Origin of the sequence: uncultured Gemella sp. (assembly GCF_963525875.1) — a bacterium.
Lineage (GTDB): Bacteria > Bacillota > Bacilli > Staphylococcales > Gemellaceae > Gemella.
In genome coordinates, this window is record NZ_CAURMG010000008.1 from 1 (window position 1) to 22,170 (window position 22,170).

Here is a 22,170-nt window from a genome sequence, read left to right on the forward strand (position 1 = left end):
GTGTATCCAGTTTCTACTGTAGCAGCTTTAGTAGCTCCTTGTGCAGTATCACCTTTAACACCAGGTTCTGTTTCAGTTACAGTAAGTTCTACTGTTGTTGGTAAGTCGATACCTAAGATTTCATCACCAAACATTAAGATTGAAACTTCCATATTTTCTTTTAAGAAGTTTAATTCATATTTTAATTGTGCTTCAGGCACTTCGATTTGCTCGTAAGTAGCGTTATCCATAAATACATAAGCTTCACCAGTTGAGTAAAGATATGACATTTTTTGGTTATTGATTTGTGCTTTTGCTACTTTTTCACCAGCTCTGAAAGTTTTATCGTTTACTGCACCAGTACGCATATTTCTTAATTTAGAACGAACAAACGCAGCTCCTTTACCAGGTTTAACGTGTTGGAATTCCATTACTTTCCAAATGTTTCCATCAACTTCGATAGTAACTCCAGTTTTAAAATCATTAACTGATATCATTATTAAATTTCTCCTTTAAATTGTATTAATAATATTATAAATAAATTTTTTTTTAAAATCAAGGTATAAACTAATAATTTTAGTGTAAATTATAGTAATAGAAATATCAACACTTAACAAAGTTTACATAATATTATTTATGTAAACTTTAATTTATTATTTTTTCTTTATAGCCTCTACCATATATATTCGATTACCTTTTTTAATAAACTTATCTTCATACTCAGTATGAACATTATCTTCTTCATACACACTATTAGTTAAATCTAGTGAAAGTCTATTAAAAGTATATCCATATTTTGCATAACTCATTAAACTGTATTCAAATAAACCTTGGTTATCAGTTTTCTGAACGATTGTTTTATTACCATTTAATATTGCTTCATAACGTGCAAGAAATGTATGGAAAGTTAAGCGTCTTTTTTCATGTCTTGTTTTAGGCCATGGATCTGAAAAGTTTAAATATAACTGATCTACTTCCCCATCTGCAAAATATTCTAATAGATCTTCTGCATTCCCTGAGATTAACTTTAAATTATCTCTATGTGTTTCTTCAACTTTATCTAATAAGAATGTTAGTACAGTTGGTTGGGCCTCCATAGCTATATAATTAATGTCTGGGTGTCTTTCAGCAAGTGTATGAATAAACTTACCTTTCCCACTCCCAATTTCTAGATGAATTGGATTTTCATTTCCAAAAACTTCTTTCCATTTCCCCTTATTATTTTTAGGTTGTAAAAATACAACTGGACTATTCTCTAGACGCTCTCTAGCATCTGCTCTATTTCGAACTCTCATTCATGTACCTTTCTATTTTAATTCTATTGTTTTATTGAATAATTGTCTATTTTCTAATACTTTATCTTTTGAACCAAGAATACAAGTATATGCTTTAGATTTCATATCTTCGAACTCTTTAGACAACTTTCTAATATCGTCAATTGAAGTAGTTTTAATTTCATCAACAAGTTTATCGTATATTTCAAATGGTGAATTTGTAATATATTTATTTAGTGAATATGCGGCTTGCGCACTAGGTGACATTAACATATCTAATGCATTTAAAGTACCAATTCTGTACTTGTTAAGATCATTATCATCAGCTTCTATATTCTCCACATATTTATCAATAGCATAGTATATATCTAATGTTTCAATCAAGTTTGGATCACGGTAAGACCATAAATTAAAATCTCCAAAAGTATTAAAAATTACCCCAGAACCATAGGCACCGTTTTTCACACGTACATTATTCCATAAATAATCTAAACTTAATATATGTCTTAGAACTAAGTGTGTACCACTGTAACTGCTAATATTATAACCTACACCAACGTATTGAACTAGGGAATCAAAGTAAAAACCTTCAGAATAACCTTGATCTTCTAATTTAATTTCAAATCCTTTTTGTTTTTCCAATTCACTAGGATATTTAATTAAACATGAAGATATATTTTCTTTGAAATTAGTGTATTCTTCTGTATTACCTACAAAGTTAACTAATAATCTAGCTTGGTTAAAAATTAAATTTGTAACAGTATATAGTTGTTTTTTAATTTTATCACTATTTTGTTCATAATTATTTACTAATTCACTTATAAACACATAAAAATCATATTCACCGTGATATGAAGCTAACTTGCTTTGAGGATTGTAATATCCGCTAATACGGCGTGATACAAACGCGTGTCCAGAATTTTTAAATTTATTTTCAAGCATAAGTTTAATTTCTAGAAGTACATTATATAGCGCTTCTTTATCCTCAAAATCAGCGTTGATTGTAGATTCTTCAAGAATAGAAGCTAATTCTCTTACTTTTTCAACTAAGTACTTGGCACTGATTATAAATTTCACTTCACATTCTTCACTTTTATGCTTTCTATAGACATCTACATAAGAACTTAATCCACCAAGATTAGCTCCAATCTCTTTAATGATTTCTGCTTCTGATTTGTTCTTAGTATTAAAGTTAAATAATAGATAAGACAAAACTGAAGCATATTGCATCTGTTCAATTTCAAAATCACTTATATTAAATAGTAATTTAGAATATGAAATACCATTAGTTACAGCGTTAAAATGAGAAAACTTAATTTCTTTGTAGTTTTCAAAGAAAGTTTCTTCAAATGGATTTTTTAATTCAACCTCATTAGCATCAACACATTGTATTTTTTCTAGATCCTCTTTCTTATCCGCACTACTTTGCCATTCTTGTAGAGACTTAGTACTTTTTACTACATTTTCTAATTCACTATCAGATAAAGTAGACTTATATTTAACTAAATCCTTCTCTTTATTTTCTTTTTCTAATGTCGGAATTAAGTGTAATATAGCCTGTTTGCTATTTTCAACAAGAAACTGTCTAGCAAGATCTTCATATTGTTTATTAACGCAGTTTTCTTGTAAGTGTGAGATTACATTATCTAAATCAAAGGCATCCAATATATTATCTTTACTATATAACCATGTTCTTAATAGTCTAATAGCATATGATACACCTTTTGGTGAAGAAGTTTTGTTGATTTCCTCTTTAATAGAAAAATTCTTTTTATTAATTGAGGCTTGAACTTGCTCATAATCAAATCCTTTAGTAATAATATCTTGTAATATTGTTTTATATTCGGTATCAAGACTTTCTAATTTATCATCACTTACATACTTAAAGATAATAGAATATACTGCTTCTTTTCTATCTTTTTGGACATAGCTATATACATCTTCACAAATATTATTATCAATGAAGTATTTTCTAAATTCAGTATTACTACTTCCAAGAAGGATATCATCAATAATATCTATATTCTCAATTTTACTAAATTCATTGCTATCACCAAGAATATAATTATAAGCAACATATGCTCTATTCTTAGTATCTTCATTGAAGTAAGTATGTTTGATGATTTCTGAAGAAAATTTTTCTTGTCGAACTAATTGGTAGTCGCTGTAATCTTTATATTCATAGTTGTTTAGATAACTATCTATGTGATTTAAATACTCTTCGATGTTTAAATCACCATATAAAAAGATATAGCTGTTGCTTGGGTGGTAATTATAATTATAAGTTTCCAAAAATTCTTCTTGAGTAATTGAAGGAATAGCTTCTGGCTTACCTCCTGAAGAATATTTATAAGGTGTATCACTAAATAAATGTTCACTAACACGTTGATCTAGGACCTCATCAACAGATGAATAAGCTCCTTTCATTTCATTGTATACTACACCTTTATAGATAAGTTCATCACCAATGTTTTCAAGGTGATAGTGCCATCCTTCTTGAGCTAATATATTCGAGTTAATTTTTAAGTTTGGATTAAATACTGCATCTAAGTATATATCCATCAAAATTTCTAGATCTTTCACATTTTTAGACGATACTGGATACATAGTTTTATCAGGAAATGTCATAGCATTTAAAAATGTATTAAAAGAACCTTTAAGTAGTTCTACAAAAGGTTCTTTTACTGGATATTTCGCTGAACCACATAAAACAGAATGTTCTAAAATATGAAAAATACCATTATCATTATAAGGGATAGTTTTAAAACTTATGCTAAAACTTTTGTTTATATCATCGTTTTGAAAGAATACTAATTTAGCACGAGTTTTAGAATGCTCATAAAGATAAGCAGTCGTATTTATATTTTTTAGATATTTCTTTTCTATAAGTTCAAATGTCATATTATTTAATTACTCATAGTAGATTACATTTTAAGTAATGTTAGAACATCATAACCTTGTAGTTTGTCCATTCCGTTTAGACCATCTAACTCGATTAAGAACGCAATACCTACTACGATTCCTCCTAATTCTTCTACTAATTTAATAGTTGCTTCAATTGTTCCACCAGTAGCTAATAAATCATCAGTAATTAAAACTCGTTGACCTGGTTTAATCGCATCTTTGTGCATTGTTAGAGTGTTACTACCGTATTCTAAATCATATTGATAAGAAATAACTTCACGAGGTAATTTATTAGGTTTTCTAACTGGTACAAAACCAATTCCTAGTGAATAAGATACGGGACATCCGATAATGAAACCACGAGCTTCTGGTCCTACAACTACATCAACTTTTTTCTCTTTTGCATAATTTACAATTTGATCTGTAGCGTATTTATATGCTTCTCCATCCGCCATTAAAGTCGTAATATCTTTAAAACTGATTCCTTCTTTTGGCCAATTTGGTACGATTGAAATGTATTTTTCTAAATTCATTTATTTTACTTATCTCCTAAATGTTTTCTTAACTCAATTATTATACTATAAAATACCAAAATTAGCAATTTTTAACAGTAATATTCACTTATTTTTAAATAATATTAAATATTGTTAAGTCAGTTGAAAATGTGATAGAATATTTTATATAAATAAAAAAGGAGTAAAAGAAATGAAATTTACATTTTCAAATGAAGCAACTAATTATATCTTAAATAAATTAAATGGAGTAAATCAAGACTCATATAACATTATAATTGATTATGTTGATGGAAACAGTCCGTATAGTGATGGAAGTTCTGCTTGTCATTGCGAGGTTTATAATAAGTACCGAGTTTTAATAGTTGATAAAAATGATTCGAATATTAAGTATGATAAATACAATAAAACTTTAGATACAAATTTAGGAAAAGCATTCTATCCTGAATTTTATGAAATGATGTTTAATGAAAATAATGTCTTCGATTTTAATAATTTTAACCTATTTTTAAAAAGTGAAGCGGGAATTATTTCTGAACAAGTTAAGTTAATTATTAAACTGTAATTAAAGCTGTTTTGTTATCATAATATTTATTAACATATAAAAAGGAGGATGTCTTGAGAACAGTATTAAACAGCAGGAAATTAACAATGATACTATTTATGATATATTTATCCATTTTATCATGGATAATTATAGCTAAGATGGATGTTTCATTATTATATAAAAGTGATTTCAGCTGGATAGCTAATCCACGTGTTTTATTACATCCTGGAATTACTTGGAGAACTATCAATATAATTCCATATAAGAATGGGAATTTTGATATAACAGAGGTTATATTAAACGTGCTATTCTTTATTCCTTTTAGTTTTTATGTGAAAATGATATTTCCAAATTCTTCAGGTTTAAGAGCTATTATTTTAGCATTTATGCTAAGTTTATTTTATGAAACTACTCAATATATTTTAACTATAGGATTTCCAGATATAACGGATGTAATTGATAATACACTTGGAGCAATTATAGGTGTAATTATTATAAATAGCGTTTCATTGATTTTCAGAGAAAAACTACGAATATATATGAATTTTCTTTTGATTATTATTACTGGATATATTATCTATGATATTTATTATTTATTGTAAATATGATAGTTGTAGTTAAAAAAGATAGCGGATCATATTGTTGATCAACGCTATCTTTTTTATTTTATACTATTTATTTCTTCTAAATCTAAATCTTGCTACTACTCCACCTAGTATTAATAATGCAATTGTTGATATACTACTTGTTGTTAATCCTGTTTTTGGTAGTAATCCAGTTAATCCTTGTTTTGGAGCCACTCCTGATCCTCCGTTTGAGGTATTTGTATTTCCACTATTATCTCCTCTTAGGTCATTAATAGTAAGTTTTCCATTAGAATTATTTCCTGTTTGGTTATTTGATTTTTTCACAATAGTATATGTACTAAAGTGACTTGTATAGAATGTAAGTTTTCCATCTTTATAGATACTTGGTACTTTTTCTAATTTATCTCCATTTACATAGTATACTTCTAATTCTTCATTTTCGTTTGCGACAACAGTTAGAGTAACTGCTCTTGTACCACCTTGTTTATCAATTATGTTACCATCAGTATCAGTGAAGTGTAGATCTATAGTTTTAACAACGCTACGATTACCATCTAATTGTTTTACTAATTGCTCAGCTTTTAATGAAGTAACATTATCTGATTGTTTAGCTACGAATTTTTCAGCTTTAACAGTAGAATTATCAAATTGAACTTTTACCTCGATTCCATCTGATAATGTATCAACAAGAGTATCAGTTGAAATAGCATTCTTAACGATAGATACCAATTGTTCTTTTTCTAATACACTTAGTTTATTATCATTATCGATATTTGTTAGAGTCTCTTTTCTTAATAACTCAAACTCTGTATCTCTAACTTTGCCTTTATCGTTATTTTCAGGAAGTTTAATTTCTGGCTCTACTTCCACTTTATTATCGTCTTTTGGGTTATTTTCTGGTGTTTTAGGCTCAGTAGTTTCTACTTGTTTAGGAGTTTCTTTTTTATCTTCAATTTTAGGTTCTTCTGTTTTAATTTGAGCATCTACTACAGTATGAATTTCTATAATCTTATCATCTATATTAGTTGCATTTTTTTCGTAAAGAACTTTAGTAATACGATATTTATCTCCTGCTTTCATGTCATTATCTGAGATTTCTAATTTCTTGTCATCTTCATTTGTAACACTTGTAGAGCTTAGTTCTTTAACTTCGTTTCCACGTATACGCTCAACTTTTGTTACTATATACCAATTTCGTCCATAATCATCACTCTTAAGAAGTTCAGCCATAGTTTTATTTTGTTTTGCTAAGAATTCTTTATATTTTTCCAATCCTTGTAAGATACCTTCTCCACCGTAGTACTCTGAACGCCCTCTATACCAGTGTAATAGGTTCAGAATAGTTAATTTTTCATCTTTTGGTTCAATTGTAATCTTATTATCTTTTGCGACAACATTTAATTCAATAGCTTGTTTTTGTGGATAGTATCCTTGAGTTACATCTGGAGAGATACCTAATAATTTTGTATCTGCTTCACTGAATGGTAAAGTAGCAGGTAGATTATTATTTGCTATATCTAGAATTTGAAGACTACCGTTAGCTTTTATTAATTCTAATGGAATATTACTAATTTGGTTATTTACCAATCTGACAGTTGCTTTATTTTTAGCTAGAGTTTTCCATAATTCATCAGATAAAGTTGAGATATTGTTATTATTTAAAACTAATGTGTTTAATTTAGTTAGATTAATACCATTTTCTGGTAATGTTGTAAGTCTATTATTAGCAGCATAAAGCTGAGTTAGATTTGTTAAACTTGCAATACTTGAAGGTAATTTTGTAAGTTCGTTATCTGTTACAGCTAAGAAAGTTAATCCAGGGTTATTTTTAAATAAATCATCTGGTAATGAAACGATTTTATTGTTAGATAAACTAACTGTTTTTAATTTAGTATTATTAGCAAATACATTTGCTGGTAAAGTAGATAGCCAAGATTGACTAAATTCTACAGATTCTAGATTAGGATTGTTCTCAAAAATTTTCTCAGGTACGTTTCCTAAATTATTAGCCGATAAGTTTAAAGTTTTTAATTTAGTATTATTAGCGAATAATTTTTCAGGAAGTTTAGTAATTCCATTTCCACCTAAATTTATACGTTCGATATTAACCGCATTTTTAAATAAGTCTTCTGGAATTTCTCCAAAGTTATTACTGTCAGATGAGAATGATTTAACACCAGGTCCCATATGTTTTAATAAATCTAAATTATAAATTGCACCTTTATCTACCTTTCCATCAATTTCAAATGATCCAAGGTTGATATCCCCAGTGAAGTTTTTCAGTTCTTCTTCAGAAACAACGCCATCTTTATTAGTATCTACACCATTAGCTATTAATTTTTTCTGAAGTAAGTCATCACTTTTTTTACGTTCTTCGTTATTTTTTTCTACAAGATCAAATCCTTTCCATCCTTTTTTAATTTCAGGTTTGAATTTTAGTTTAACGTTAGTATATTTATCGAAGTTTCCTTTATCACTTTCTAAAGAACCCATATAAGAAACTATAACACCACCTAAATGAATTTGATCTAAATCTTCTACCGGTAGAGTAAATAACGCTCTGTCATATTGACCTGCTGAGTTCTTCTCACCAAAGTTTTCTTTCACACCTGATTCCCATTTACCTTTGTTTTGGATGGCAAAATCATATAGACCATGAGCAAATAATGTATTTAACATTGTAATACTCATTTTTCCATCTTTAACTACTAATTTCACATTTTTGTCAAAGAATCCTTCTAACATAGAAGTTCCTTGTCTTCCATCAGCGTATAAAGCGTTAAATCCTAAAGTGTATTCACCATCTTCTAATTTATCAGTAAGTGAATAAGTTTTCTCATCTTGTTTTTCAGGAGTTTTTTCTGGTGTTGGTTTTTCTTCAGCTACCTTGTTTCCAGTAGTAAAAGTTTTACTTTCAGTTCCATCATTTGCTTTAAATACAATTGTATTATCTCCATCAAAGTTCCATGCTTTAAATGCTTTAAGGCTTTCTCCACCGTCATCGAAAGTAACGATTTGACCTTTCCAGTTTTTACTAAATAGTGATTTGTTGAATGTTTTTCCATTGATAACAACTTCTTTAGTGTTTTTAAGAACATCTTCTGCTTTAAATCCATCTGCAAGAGTAATGTTTAATTCATCCCCATAGCTATTCTTTTCTACTTTAGTAACTAAATCTTTTTGAGCATATGATGCGCTAGTTGCTGGAGTATCTTGTTTTGGTTCTGTAGGTTTTGAATCTTCTTTTTTATCAGTTGAAGCCGGATAAGAAATTATAGTTCCATCAGAAAGTTTAACCTCTAATTTATTATCTGCATCTTTTAAAGCATTCACTAAATCTTCATTAAAGATTCTGATTCCAAGATATTTTGATGTTTCTACCTTATCCTTAAAAACATCTTTATTTACAGTTGTTCCGTTTAGATTTACACTAACTATTTCATCTACAAAATTATCATAAACTGAAGTATCAGATAATTCTAATGTTAAGTGTTTTTCGTTTTTCCAATTTGCACCTTTATCTAATTTAGAAATAGTATATTTAGCATTTGTAGCTGGTTTATTAGAATCAGTTTCATTTTCTTTTGACTCAGTACTTGATTCAACATAACCAGTATCTTCATAAGTTGTTTTAGATCCATCTTCAAATGTAAATTCAATTTTGTGCTTATCTTGTTTTTTGTAATGATCTGTTATAGCCTTATCTATTGCAGTTACTTGATCATTATAAAGATTATAAAATTTACTATTTGTGTTTTGTTTATCGAAACCAAAATCTTTTCCATCTACTGTAAGTTTAGAAACTTTTGACCAGTAATTTTTATAAATATCTGAACCTTCTAAGAAGAAGATTAGAGAATCATTATCTAATTGAGGTTCTGTTATTTTCAAACCTTCATTAATCAGTTTTGGCTTAGCAGTTGGATCTACGTATCCTTTGTCTTCATATACAGCTTTTGAACCATCTTTAAAAATAAATTCAATTTTGTGTTTATTTTGTTTATTATAATGAGCTTCTATATCTTTATTACCAATAAATACAGTATTACCATATAATGTATAATTTTTAGAAGCAGATGACTCACTATTAAAACCGAAATCTTTTCCATCGATTAATAGTTTATCAACATTTTTCCAGTATTTATTAAATATATCATTAGATGAATCTTTACCTTCTACAGTAAATTCTAACGAACCACTTCCTCCTATTTCAGCTTCGTAGATTTTAAAACCTTCACTTTGCTCACCTTGAGCATAAGCGATATTTAACTTTGTATTTAATATAGGATTAGATACGCCCGTAGTAGTTATTGTTAAACAAATAGGAACTGCTAATCCAGCTATGAATTTGCTATTGTATTTTTTTGTCATAGAATGCCTCCAATAAATTCTATACTGATAATCAGTATCGTTAATTATAAGCATATTATACTACAACAGAATAGAAGATACAAGTAAAATCATTAAAATAAAAAAAAATTAGAGAGAAAATTCATGGATTAAGTTATAAAAATATTGAATTCATGGGATTTCTCTCTAAAATATTTTGTTCATAAATTTGCCACAATGAAAAATAATTAATAAAAGTATTTATAGTTTTTTAGCAATTAAATTATAATGAATTTCTATATCTTCTGCTTCTGTTGCATATCCTACTAAATCAAAGTATTCACCATTTTTTTCAATAACTGCAGTCGGATAAGATTCTATACCAAGATTTAGAGTTTTTAAAAAGTCTTGTTGTATTGGATTTGTGTCTTTAAATGCTATTGTAAGTTTAAGGGCAAGATCAGAATAGTCTAGGTCGTATTTTTCACATAACTCTAGATAAGTACCAACTTCGCTTAGACTCTTTCCTTCAATAAAAAATTTCTTTTGTATATCATAAGCAAAATCAAGTAGTTTTGAATTTGGAATTAATTCTTTAACCGTATTTAGTGCTATAGCAGGCTGTACAGAATTTAGAACTAGTTCTCCTTCTTCTACTACCTTGTTATAGGCTTCTCCAAATTCAACCTTATACATCTCTACTATTTCTTCGTTTTTAAATGTATATTTAGAAATTTTATTACTGTTTTCTAATATATATAATCCGCCAGATACAATCTCAATCTCTATGTCAGTATGGTTTTTATAAAATTCTGTAAATAATTTATTGAATCCATAACACCATCCGCAATATGCATCCCAAAAATATAATATTTTCATGTATTTCTCCTTAAAATTTTATTTGTTATCAAATAATTTATTAATGTTAGCTATGCTCTCTTTTAAGAGTATTTTTTCTGCTTCAAATATACTCTCCATTTTAACAAAGCTTGCCGAATGTTTTAAATCAACAGTTTTATAATTTTTATTTAAAATTATAGTATTATTTTCAAAGTTAACTAAGTTTAATTCTTGAAAAATTTGAATCATTATTTTTAGACTATCAACATTTGTGTTTAATGCTACTAATAACTTATCTAGTTGTTGAGCAATATTAATTTGTTTATTGGAAGTCGATAAAACAATATTAAACAACTTAATTAGTCTATCTTTATCAATTTGATATTTTTCCGAAAGAATATATTTTTCCTCACAGACTAAATAAATCTTTTTAGGTTTGCATTCAACTATTTTTTTTATATAGTCCTTACTATTAGGTATATCTAATAAATAAATATAATCAAAATCTTCACCTATATTATCAATATCTTTGTATAAATAGAAGTTACGAGCATTATCATCAATTGTTTTTGAAAGTTTTAAACAATTACTATCTATTTTGCTAATATCATAGTTTATAAATCTCAAATCCTCAAATAAGAACTCTTTTATTTGAATATCAACAATATGTGCTTGTAATTTTGTACGTCCATTGAAATTATTTTTGTCCAGAGTACATAATAAATCGATTATATCATTTTTTTCTACTTTATCAAAAGCCTTGATATCTTTAAAACTAATACATTCTAAGTTTCCTACTTCATCTGCAATTGTTATTCTTAAGTATTGTTTCTCAGAACCAAAATAAGTTTTATTTAGAACCATTGCATTTTCTAGTAAAATAGTAGGCTTTTCAAAATCCATACCGTAAGGTTTTAATACTTCTAAAGAACTAAGAAACTGATAACTCATTTCTTCTAAAGAAGTGACGATATCTATATTTTTAGTTGATTTCAATTCATTATTTTGTTTGTATTCTTCATATTCATTATGGAGAAACTCTTGGATTTTATCAAAGTTTTTCTCTTCAAAAGAAAAACCTGCAGCTAATGTATGCCCTCCAAATGCAAGAAATAAATCAGATATCTTATTCATAGCCGTGTATATGTTAAAATCAAAAATACTACGTGCTGAACCCTTTAATATACCGTCTTTATAATTCATTATCAAAACAGGTTTTTGATATCTCTCAACTATATTAGAAGCGACAATTCCTAAGACACCTTCGTGATAGTTTCCAGATATCATAATAACATTCTTATCTTTTTTATCAGAATTTTCAATAGTAGTTATTACATCCTTAACTATATCTTCTGTTACTTGCTTGCGTTCTATATTAAATTTTTCAATTTGTTCAGCAAGATTACGAGCATTAGTTGCATCCTCTGCCATTAAGAAAGCTAGCCCTAATTTTGCACTATCCATTCTACCTATTGAATTTAATTTAGGTGCTATATAAAAACCAATTGTTTGTTCATCGATTTTAGTATCTGTACTAGATAATTCAAGAAGCATTTTAAGACCGATACGTGGATCTTCATTTAATAATTCTAATCCTTGTTTTACAAATATTCTATTCTCATCAGTAATTGACACCATATCAGCTATCGTTCCAATAGCAACTAAATCTAGTAGGAAATCCGGAAAAATCTCTAATAATGCATGAGCAAGTTTAAAAGCAACACCCACACCCGCTAATTTTTTAAAAGGATAATCCCCTTTAGGATGCTCAGGATGAATAATAGCGTATGCATTTGGTATTGTATCTTGAATTTTATGGTGATCTGTTATAATAACATCACAGCCAAGGTCGTTCGCTAAATCAACTTCTTCAACTCCCGCAATACCATTATCAACAGTAATAATTAAACTTATTCCAGAATCAATAATTTTAGTAAATGCATCTTTATTAGGACCATATCCTTCATCAAATCGATTTGGAATATACGAAGAAACATTTGCTCCTAAAGACAATAATGTTTCAACCAATAGAACTGTTGATGTGATACCATCTGCATCATAATCTCCATAAACAAGAATTTTTTCTTCATTTTCGATAGCTTCATTAATTCTATCAACAGCTTTCTGCATATCGTACATTAGAAATGGATCGTAACCTTCTTCATATTCATCAGAAAAATATTTTTTTACTGAAGACAAATCTGTTATATTTCTTGCATTGAGAACTTTTGCTATATTTTTAGAAATATTATAAGACTCAAGTTCTTTTATGAAAGTTTCATCGTAATTTGGATAAATCCAATTATACTTTATTCCCATTTTTTCACCTCATTTCTATACTATATTTATTATATTATTTATTTGTATTTTCTAATTTTTCTTTTGTAAATAATAATTTCTCAGTTCTTTCATATTTTTTTGCCAAAGTTTTATATTTTTGATACCAATAAAAACTTGCAGCTATTATTCCCATAAAGAAACAAACAAAAAATAATATTGTTAATGGTAATTTAACCTTGAAAAATATAAATGATACAGGTACTGAATTATAATTCATAATAAAAAATGTAATTATTGATACGAATACAATAACTATACCAAAAACTTTATATGGTAACTTATTATCCATTATTACACCTCTCTAACCATGTTTACAAATTGTTCTTCATTTATTACTTCAATTCCTAACTGCTCCGCTTTTGTCAGTTTAGATCCTGCTTTCTCACCTGCGATTACTAAATCAGTTTTTGAAGTAACACTACCAGTAACTTTTGCGCCGTTTTTTTCTAAATATTCTTTAGCTTCATTTCTAGTTAATTCAACTAGTTTTCCTGTTAAAACGACAGTTTTACCTGAAAAAATATTATTTGTATTAACTTCCTTAATTATATATTGAGGATTCATTCCAATACTGATTAAATCGTTAATAAATTTAATATTATTTTCATCAGACATATAATCCAATATAGAATCAGCAGTAATTTGACCCACATCATCTAAGTTTATAAGTTCATCTAACGTTGCATTCATAAAATTTGTAAGATTTAAATACTTTTCTGCTAATATTTTACTAGCTTTTTTTCCAACATTAAGAATTCCAAGAGCAAATATTACTTTATCCAATGAACTCTGTTTGGCATTTTCAATTGCATTTAATAAATTATCAACTGATTTTTCTCCCATACGATCTAGTGATACTAGTCTAGTTCTATCTAATGAGAATAAATCTATAGTGTGAGAAATTATACCTTGCTCGTATAATGTTGCAACCACTTTATCACCAAGTCCTTCGATATTAAGTGCTTCTCTAGAAGAAAAATGAATAATTTTTCTAATATTTTGATCAGGGCAATCTGGATTTTTGCATCTTGTAAAAGGATCATTCTCTTTAGTATATGTTTGTTCTTTACAAGATGGGCAAAATGTTGGCATTACATATTTATTAGTTCCCTCAGTTCTCAATTCTTTTACTACTCTAACCACTTTAGGAATTATTTCACCAGCTTTTTTTACTACTACCATATCGCCAATATGAATATCAAGTTCATCAATAATATCTTTATTATGTAAAGATGCTTTTGAGACTGTAGAACCAGATATAACTATAGGATCTAGAATAGCTACAGGAGTAATAATCCCTGTTCTACCAACACTAAGCTCTACATCTAATAATTTTGTTGCAAGTTCTTCTTCTGGGAACTTATATGCAGTAGCCCATCTTGGACTTTTTTGCGTATAACCAACTTCTTCTTGTGTAGAATATGAATTTACTTTAATAACTATACCATCGATATCATAAGATAAATCCTTTTTATTTTCCGTCCAATAATTTATATAGCTAATTACTTCGTTAATATCTTTACATAATTTATAATTTGGATTAACAGGAAGAGCATAGTCTTCAGCAATATTTAAGGCATGTTCTTGAGATATAATAGTATCATCACCTACTATTGAATAAATAAATGCTGATAACCTTCTTTTTGCGGTAATTTTAGAGTCTAATTGCCTTAAGGATCCTGCTGCAGCATTTCGTGGATTAGCGAATAATACTTCGTTATTATTTTCTCTCTCTTTATTTAGTAATTCAAATGATTTTTTAGGTAAATATACTTCACCTCTTACTTCAAATGATCGATTATCTTTTAGTACCTTCGGAATAGAAAATATAGTTTTTATATTTTCAGTAACATCTTCTCCAACTGTACCATCTCCACGAGTAGCTGCACTAACAAGTTTACCATTTTCATAATTAATAGAAATTGCTAGTCCATCAATTTTTAATTCACAAATATACTCAACCTTGTCATCTGGAACTAATTTTTTTACTCTAGAATCAAACTCTCTTAATTCTTCAGTAGAGAATGTATTTGATAAACTTAACATAGGTACTTTATGCGTGATTTTTTCAAACTCATCTAGAACCTTATCCCCTACTCTTTGTGTAGGAGAATTTTCTAATATGAATTCAGGATATTTTTCTTCAAGCTTTTCTAATTGTTTATATAATGTATCATACTCGGTATCAGAAATTTGAGGATTATCTTCAACGTAATAATCATACGAGTACTTATTTAATAAAGAAACTAGTTTAGAAATTTCTTCTTCAATTTGTATCATAAATAATTATTCCTTTCTAGTAAGGTTAGCATATTCTATTAATAAAGTTTTAATACCAACTTCACTAAATTCTACTTTAACATTATCATCAGTAATATCAAGGACAGTACCTTCACCGAATTTTTTATGAACAACAGTGTCATTAACATCGTAATTTGTACTTACAGATGTCTTTGGTTTATCTGCTATTTTAATTTTCGGACTCAAGTTACTTATAAATTTATTAGCTTGTTCTATGTTAGAATCTGTCGACTCAAAAGTTCCGCCAAAAGCAGATTCGAAGTGCATAAGTTTATTCGGTACTTCATCTAAGAATCTAGAACGCTTGTTCATCTTAATAGATCCGAACTGCATTCGTCGATTAGCATAAGACATGAATAATTTTTCTTTAGCACGTGTAATAGCTACATACGCAAGACGACGTTCTTCTTCCATTTTGTTTTTCTCATCAGCGCTACTCTCGGCATCTCTAATAGAAGGGAAAAGATTTTCTTCTAATCCCATAATAAATACTACCTTGTATTCTAAACCTTTAGAAGCATGTATAGTAGATAATACAACAGAATCATCTTCATTTTCATCATCAGCATCAGAAGTAAGCGACATCTCAGAAATAAAATCAATAAGGCTATCATTCATACTAGAAAACTGTTTAGCTGAAGATACCAACTCAGATATATTTTCTATTCTACTTTCAGCATAAGCATCATTTGATTCTTTTAGCATATTTTCATAACCAGAATCTTTATAAATACCAATTATAAGCTCATCAATTGAGTATTTGTCAATCTCTGAGTATTTTTCAATAAGATTAGTTAATAAATGAATATTAGTTACTATTTTTTTTGAAACGCCTATATCTTCAATATTTTTTAGTGCCTCAAATAGAGTAATACCATATTGAGAAGCGTAGTTATCAATTTTATCCATTGAACTAGCACCAATTCCACGTTTTGGAACATTAATAATTCTTCTTAGACTGAATTCATCAGCTCTATTAACTATTACATTTAAATAAGCTAGTAAATCTCTAACTTCTTGACGTTGTAAGAACTTAAGGGAACCTATAAGTTTGTATGGAATTCCAAATGCTAAACATGAATTTTCCATCTGACGAGAAAGATAGTTAGCACGGTATAATATTGCAATGTCCTTATATGAAATACCTTCTGTTTTCAGTTCAGAAATTTTTCTAGCGATGTCATCTGTCTCGTCTTTATCATTTGATGCAGCATAGACAGAAATTTTGCCGCCACCTTTATTTTCTGACCATAAAGCTTTTTCTTTTCTATCTGTATTATTTTTAATAACAGCATTAGCAGCATCTAATATCGTCGAATTTGAACGATAGTTCTGATCCAAGAAGATTAATTCAATATTATCGTAGTCTTTTTCAAAATTTATAATATTATCACTACATGCTCCACGCCAACTATAGATGCTTTGATCATCATCACCAACTACACAGACATTTTTATGTATTTCTGATAACATTTTTATAAGTTTATATTGAATAATATTAGTATCTTGATATTCATCAACATGGATATATTCAAATTTATTTTGATAAATCGCAAGAACTTCTGGGTATTTTGTAAATAACGTTATTGTCTTAAGCATTAGATCATCAAAGTCAAGAACACTATTTTTCTTTAAATAGCTTTGATAATGTGCATATATTTCAGCAACATTTTTCATAAAACCAAAACGAGACTGTTCTCTAAGTTGTTTTACCGTAATCATATTATTTTTTGAATTAGATATTATTTTTAAAACATTTGCAGGCTGATAAGAATCTTCAGATAAATTTAAATTTTTTACTATATTTTTTATTATTGATTTTTGCTCACTTGTATCTAGAATTGTAAAATTTTTATTATATCCTAATAATTCAATGTGTTGTCGTAAAATTCTTACACACATAGAGTGAAAAGTGTTAATCCAAATGTATTTCGAAGTTTCTCCGACTAAAGCGTAGATTCTTTCTTTCATTTCTTTAGCAGCCTTATTTGTAAATGTAATGGCAAGGATATTACTTTCTAATATGTTTTTTTCTGCAATTAAATAAGCTATTCTGTTTGTTAATACACGCGTTTTTCCGCTACCAGCCCCCGCTATTACCATTACTGCACCTTCAGTTTTTAGTATAGCCTTTAACTGATTATCATTCATGTTTTGTACAAAATTCACTATTATTTCTCCTATTCTTTATCTACTAATATTTTATCATATTTTCAAAATAAAAGGGAGTGACTCAAAAATCGTAATTTCGGAGAAATCGATTTTGTCGAGTCACTCCCGCAAAGTTTATTAGATATCTAAAAAGTTTTTATAAACCGCATTAAGATATCATTAAACCACTGCGTCTATGAGTTCTCATATAAACTTATTTAAAATTTAGGACTTTTGTATCTGCCCTATATTTTTATTTAGTTTGTATGTAGATTACAAGAACATAGCTATTGCAGAAATAAACCCACTAGCTAATATGATAAATATCATTAACCATAATACAATTTTAAATATTTTTTTGTTCATATATTACTATTCTACCTCACCTAAAGTCTCTATCCCTAAATCAAATTCGTCAATATCATCATTTGACTCATCTTCATCTACTGAGCTATTCTTTTTCCCAGTTTTGTTCATAATTTCTTCCCTTACAAGTCCATAAATTTCATTGTAAAGTTCTTCATTTTCTTCAAAAATCTTCTTAACATTTTCACGACCTTGCCCTAGGCGTTCACCATTATACGAAAACCATGAACCTGATTTATTAATAATGTCTAAATCAACCGCAAAGTCAAGAGTTTCTCCGATTTTAGAAATTCCTTCACCGAACATAATATCAACTTCAGCAATTTTAAATGGTGGCGCAACTTTATTTTTAACAATTTTAATCTTAGTTCTATTACCAAGAATTTCACTATCTGTTCCTTTTATAGCTTCACCTTTACGTACATCAATACGAATAGTAGAATAGAATTTTAATGCACGTCCACCAGTCGTTACTTCAGGGCTTCCGAACATTACTCCAACCTTTTCACGAAGTTGGTTAATAAATAATGCGATAGTATTGGCTTTATTTATTTGACCAGTTAATTTACGTAAAGCTTGAGACATAAGTCTAGCTTGCAGTCCGATATGGTTTGCACCCATTACTCCATCGATTTCCGCTTTTGGAACTAATGCAGCAACTGAGTCGATAACAATAATATCTATTGCTCCAGATAAAATTAACTTTTCAGCAATATCAAGTGCCTGCTCTCCACTATCTGGTTGTGATAGGAAAAATTTACCAGGTGTAAAATCAACACCTAAGGCTTTAGCGTACTCAATATCAAGAGCATTTTCAGCATCTATAAATGCAGCTATTCCTCCTGTTTTTTGAACTTCTGCAATAGCGTGAAGTGCTATTGTTGTTTTACCTGAAGATTCAGGCCCATAAACTTCAACAATACGTCCTTTAGGATATCCACCAATACCTAATGCTGAGTCAATTGCAAGTGAGCCAGATGATACTGCTTCTACTTTAATTGGATTTTCAGAAGAAATATCCATAATAGCCCCTTTACCATATTCTTTTTCGATTATTTTTATGGCTTCGTTAATAGCGGCTTGACGTGCTTTTAAGTCGTCTTTTTCAATATGTGTAACTTGTTTGTCTTTAGATTTTTTTGCCATTGTTTTTCCTTTCTACTTAGTCTCCGATTACAGTAGTTAATGTACCGATTCCCTCAACAGTAATTTTGATTTCATCACCTGTTTGTAAATATTTTGGTGGATTTTGTGCTGATCCCACTCCTGCAGGTGTTCCAGTCGCAATAATATCTCCAGCTTCTAGTGGTACTATTTTACTAATTTCAGCTAATATATCATCAACTCTAAATAACATTTCAGAAGTCATAGCATTTTGTTTAATCTCACCATTTACTTTTGTAACAATATTCATTGATTCTGGTGAACTAACTTCATCTTTAGTAACAAGATATGGCCCAACTACTGCTGATTTTTCTAATGATTTCCCTAAGAAAAATTGTCCATGTTTATACTGAAGATCAGTAGCTGTAATATCGTTCATAATTGTATATCCGAAAATATAATCTAATACTAAAGGTTTAAGAATGTTTTTACCTGGTTTTGCTATTACTACTGCAAGCTCTCCTCCAAAGTCTAAGCTATCTGTAATATTTTTATGAGATGGAACTACTTCGTTATTACCAGCTAAAGCTGTTGTTGCTTTAGTAAAGATAAGAACATCTTTAGGAGTCTTTGCTAACTCATCGCCAAGTTCTCTAACGTGTGCTTCATAGTTATGCCCAACACAAAGAATATTTTTAGGTGTTCTTGTGATTGGAGAACGCCAAATTATTTTATCGAATGGTACTTTGTAATTGTCAGCGTTGCTGCTTTCCGCAACTAATTTTAATACTTTTCTTACTTTTTCAATAAAAGAAACACCATATACTTCAATTGCTTCTCTTAAAGTTTGTGGAATACTTTCACTATTATCGAAATCTTCTAGTACTTTAATTAAGTCCCATGCACTTTCTTCACGTTTTACTTTTACTCCATATAATTCTTTATCGTTATAACTGAATGATAAAAATTTCATAGTTGCCTCCTCGACTTTTATAATTTCTTTAAGTTATTATACCATACTTTTGGTAATATTTCTATAGAATAATTCAAAAAAATTAAGTTATCCGTATAATTTTGATTGCAAAATAAGGATAACTTAAGTTTTTAAAGTTTATTTTTTAAATTTTTTATTGCATCTTTAGGAATTCCAAGTTGTAAAAGCTTATCTTCAGATGCATTTTTTATCTCTTCTAAAGAATTGAATGATTTTAATAATAGTTGTTTTCTAACTTTTCCTATACCAGGTATATTATCTAAACTAGAAGTAAACATATTTTTAGTTTTTGTCGCTCTATGGTAAGTAATAGCGAATCTATGTACTTCATCTTGAATCTGTTTTAAAAACAAATATTCTGAAGATGTTTTAGGAAATTCGATAATTTCATAATCATCAGTAATAATATACTCAGTTATATGTTTATCATTTTTAGCTAAGCCAATTATTTTGATTTGAGTTAATCCTAGAGTATTGTGCACTACATCTATTGCTACATTAAGATGATTTTTGCCTCCATCCACAATAAGCAATTCTGTATTCGTCTTTTTATCTTTATAGTTTCTATATAGAACTTTTTTCATAGTTTGAACATCATTAATACCTATAGATTCGTCAATTTTAAATTTTCTATAATTATATGTATTCTTCTTACCATTTGTAAAATTAACTTTAACAGAAACAGCATCAATTCCCATAATATTTGAATTGTCGAAAGCATCGATACTATTAATTGAGCTAACACCTAACTTCTCTGCAATATTATTAAGTGTTACCTGTAACTTTCTTTCTTTAAGCTCTTCAATAGCCAAATTGTTATTTAAATAATGTGAAGCATTTTCTTTTACTGTATCTAAAATTTTCCTATGATTACCTCTTTTAGGAATTATAACTTTACAAGCGACGACATCAGAAAGTAAATCTTCATCAACTTGATCAATATATATTTCTTTTGGAAGTTTATTAATTGAATAATACTGCATTAAATAAGAGTATAAAATCTGCTCTGGACTATCATATAAATTAAAATATTCTACTTTGCGTTCTATTATGTTACCTAGTCTTGATAAAAATATTTGAATGCAAATATAATCATTATTAAATGTAAAACCTATATAATCTCTATCTATATTATTGCTATCTGAAACTACTTGATTTTGAACAGAAACCTCTATAGATCTTATAAAGCTATGAATCTGACCAGCCGCTTCAAACTCTAAGTTTTTAATATGATTTTGCATTTTATTTTTTAAATCAGTCAGTATTTCCTTAGTATTGCCAGTTAAAAATGATTTAATTTTTGAAATTTGTACTTTGTAATCTTCTGAAGTAATTTTTTTCGCACAAGGTCCTATACATTCACCGATTTGATAATACATACAAGGTCTTTTTTCTACTGGATTACATTTTCTTAAAGGGTATATTTTATCTAATATTTTCTTAACTTCTGCAGCAGATTTAATATCAACATAAGGTCCAAAATATATATTTTTATTATTCTTTTTATACTTTCTAGTCATGATTAATCTAGGATGTTCTTCCTTAGTAATCATTAAATAAGGATAGCTTTTATCATCTTTTAAGCGTATGTTAAAATATGGACGATATTTTTTTATTAAGTTGTTCTCTAGTAATAATGCTTCTTTTTCGGAATTAACAATTATATACTCTAAGTCTTCTATTTTTGAAACAAGAGTTTGTGTTTTTTTATTATGTGTTCCTGTAAAATAACTTTTTACTCTATTTTTTAGGTTTTTAGCCTTTCCAACATATATTATTTCACCAATATTATCTTTATATAAATAACAACCAGGATTTTCTGGTATTAAATCTAATTTTTTTTGTAATGTTAAATTCATATAAATCTCCATTAATTCACTTATTAATTTAATAAAAAGCACAGCTGAAATATAAAATCTCTACTGCGCTTTTGTACTCAACT

Annotated in this window: 15 protein-coding genes; 2 read left to right on the plus strand and 13 right to left on the minus strand. The window is 28.3% G+C overall.

What is annotated here, in order from left to right:
- From efp to RWQ73_RS02505, 4 genes are all read right to left on the minus strand, one after another.
- Positions 1-476, minus strand: a 476-nt coding sequence (efp, locus tag RWQ73_RS02490) for an elongation factor P (protein ID WP_314406545.1), incomplete at its 3' end; no start/stop codon positions are given.
- 156 nt (positions 477-632) lie between these two features.
- Positions 633-1,274, minus strand: coding sequence for a tRNA (guanosine(46)-N7)-methyltransferase TrmB (trmB, locus tag RWQ73_RS02495; RefSeq protein ID WP_314084271.1), 642 nt, complete (start codon positions 1,272-1,274; stop codon positions 633-635).
- 12 nt (positions 1,275-1,286) lie between these two features.
- Positions 1,287-4,154: an insulinase family protein gene (locus RWQ73_RS02500; protein WP_314406547.1), complete on the minus strand. Its 2,868-nt coding sequence runs from the start codon at positions 4,152-4,154 to the stop codon at positions 1,287-1,289.
- Between the two features lie 23 nt (positions 4,155-4,177).
- Positions 4,178-4,690: an adenine phosphoribosyltransferase gene (locus RWQ73_RS02505; RefSeq protein WP_314160977.1), complete on the minus strand. Its 513-nt coding sequence runs from the start codon at positions 4,688-4,690 to the stop codon at positions 4,178-4,180.
- 172 nt (positions 4,691-4,862) lie between these two features.
- On the opposite strand from RWQ73_RS02505, the gene RWQ73_RS02510 reads away from it, so the two are divergent.
- Together RWQ73_RS02510 and RWQ73_RS02515 are read left to right on the plus strand one after the other, a co-directional pair.
- Positions 4,863-5,234, plus strand: coding sequence for an iron-sulfur cluster biosynthesis family protein (locus tag RWQ73_RS02510; protein ID WP_314406548.1), 372 nt, complete (start codon positions 4,863-4,865; stop codon positions 5,232-5,234).
- A gap of 53 nt (positions 5,235-5,287) precedes the next feature.
- Positions 5,288-5,818, plus strand: coding sequence for a VanZ family protein (locus RWQ73_RS02515; RefSeq protein ID WP_314406549.1), 531 nt, complete (start codon positions 5,288-5,290; stop codon positions 5,816-5,818).
- 69 nt (positions 5,819-5,887) lie between these two features.
- On the opposite strand, the gene RWQ73_RS02520 is transcribed toward RWQ73_RS02515, so the two are convergent.
- The 9 genes from RWQ73_RS02520 to uvrC all read right to left on the minus strand — a co-directional run bounded on the left by RWQ73_RS02520 (position 5,888) and on the right by uvrC (position 22,087).
- Positions 5,888-10,174: a leucine-rich repeat protein gene (locus tag RWQ73_RS02520; protein ID WP_314406550.1), complete on the minus strand. Its 4,287-nt coding sequence runs from the start codon at positions 10,172-10,174 to the stop codon at positions 5,888-5,890.
- 219 nt (positions 10,175-10,393) lie between these two features.
- Positions 10,394-11,011 (minus strand): thioredoxin, encoded by a 618-nt coding sequence (locus RWQ73_RS02525; protein ID WP_314406551.1) that lies wholly within the window; start codon positions 11,009-11,011, stop codon positions 10,394-10,396.
- 18 nt (positions 11,012-11,029) lie between these two features.
- On the minus strand, positions 11,030-13,291 hold the full coding sequence (gene recJ / locus RWQ73_RS02530; protein WP_314406552.1) for a single-stranded-DNA-specific exonuclease RecJ: 2,262 nt from the start codon (positions 13,289-13,291) through the stop codon (positions 11,030-11,032).
- A gap of 34 nt (positions 13,292-13,325) precedes the next feature.
- Entirely contained in the window at positions 13,326-13,601 is a 276-nt protein-coding gene (locus RWQ73_RS02535) for a lipopolysaccharide assembly protein LapA domain-containing protein (RefSeq protein WP_314406553.1), read from the minus strand.
- 2 nt (positions 13,602-13,603) lie between these two features.
- Positions 13,604-15,592 carry an NAD-dependent DNA ligase LigA gene (ligA, locus tag RWQ73_RS02540; RefSeq protein WP_314406554.1) on the minus strand — a complete coding sequence of 663 codons (1,989 nt, stop codon included), beginning with the start codon at positions 15,590-15,592 and terminating at the stop codon, positions 13,604-13,606.
- Positions 15,593-15,598: 6 nt separating this feature from the next.
- Positions 15,599-17,782, minus strand: coding sequence for a UvrD-helicase domain-containing protein (locus RWQ73_RS02545; RefSeq protein WP_314406555.1), 2,184 nt, complete (start codon positions 17,780-17,782; stop codon positions 15,599-15,601).
- A 354-nt stretch (positions 17,783-18,136) separates the two neighbouring features.
- Positions 18,137-19,276, minus strand: a complete 1,140-nt coding sequence (gene recA, locus RWQ73_RS02550) for a recombinase RecA (protein ID WP_314406556.1) — start codon at positions 19,274-19,276, stop codon at positions 18,137-18,139.
- A 16-nt stretch (positions 19,277-19,292) separates the two neighbouring features.
- Positions 19,293-20,207: a fumarylacetoacetate hydrolase family protein gene (locus RWQ73_RS02555; protein WP_314406557.1), complete on the minus strand. Its 915-nt coding sequence runs from the start codon at positions 20,205-20,207 to the stop codon at positions 19,293-19,295.
- 131 nt (positions 20,208-20,338) lie between these two features.
- Entirely contained in the window at positions 20,339-22,087 is a 1,749-nt protein-coding gene (uvrC, locus tag RWQ73_RS02560) for an excinuclease ABC subunit UvrC (protein WP_314406558.1), read from the minus strand.
- Positions 22,088-22,170 lie beyond the last annotated feature (83 nt).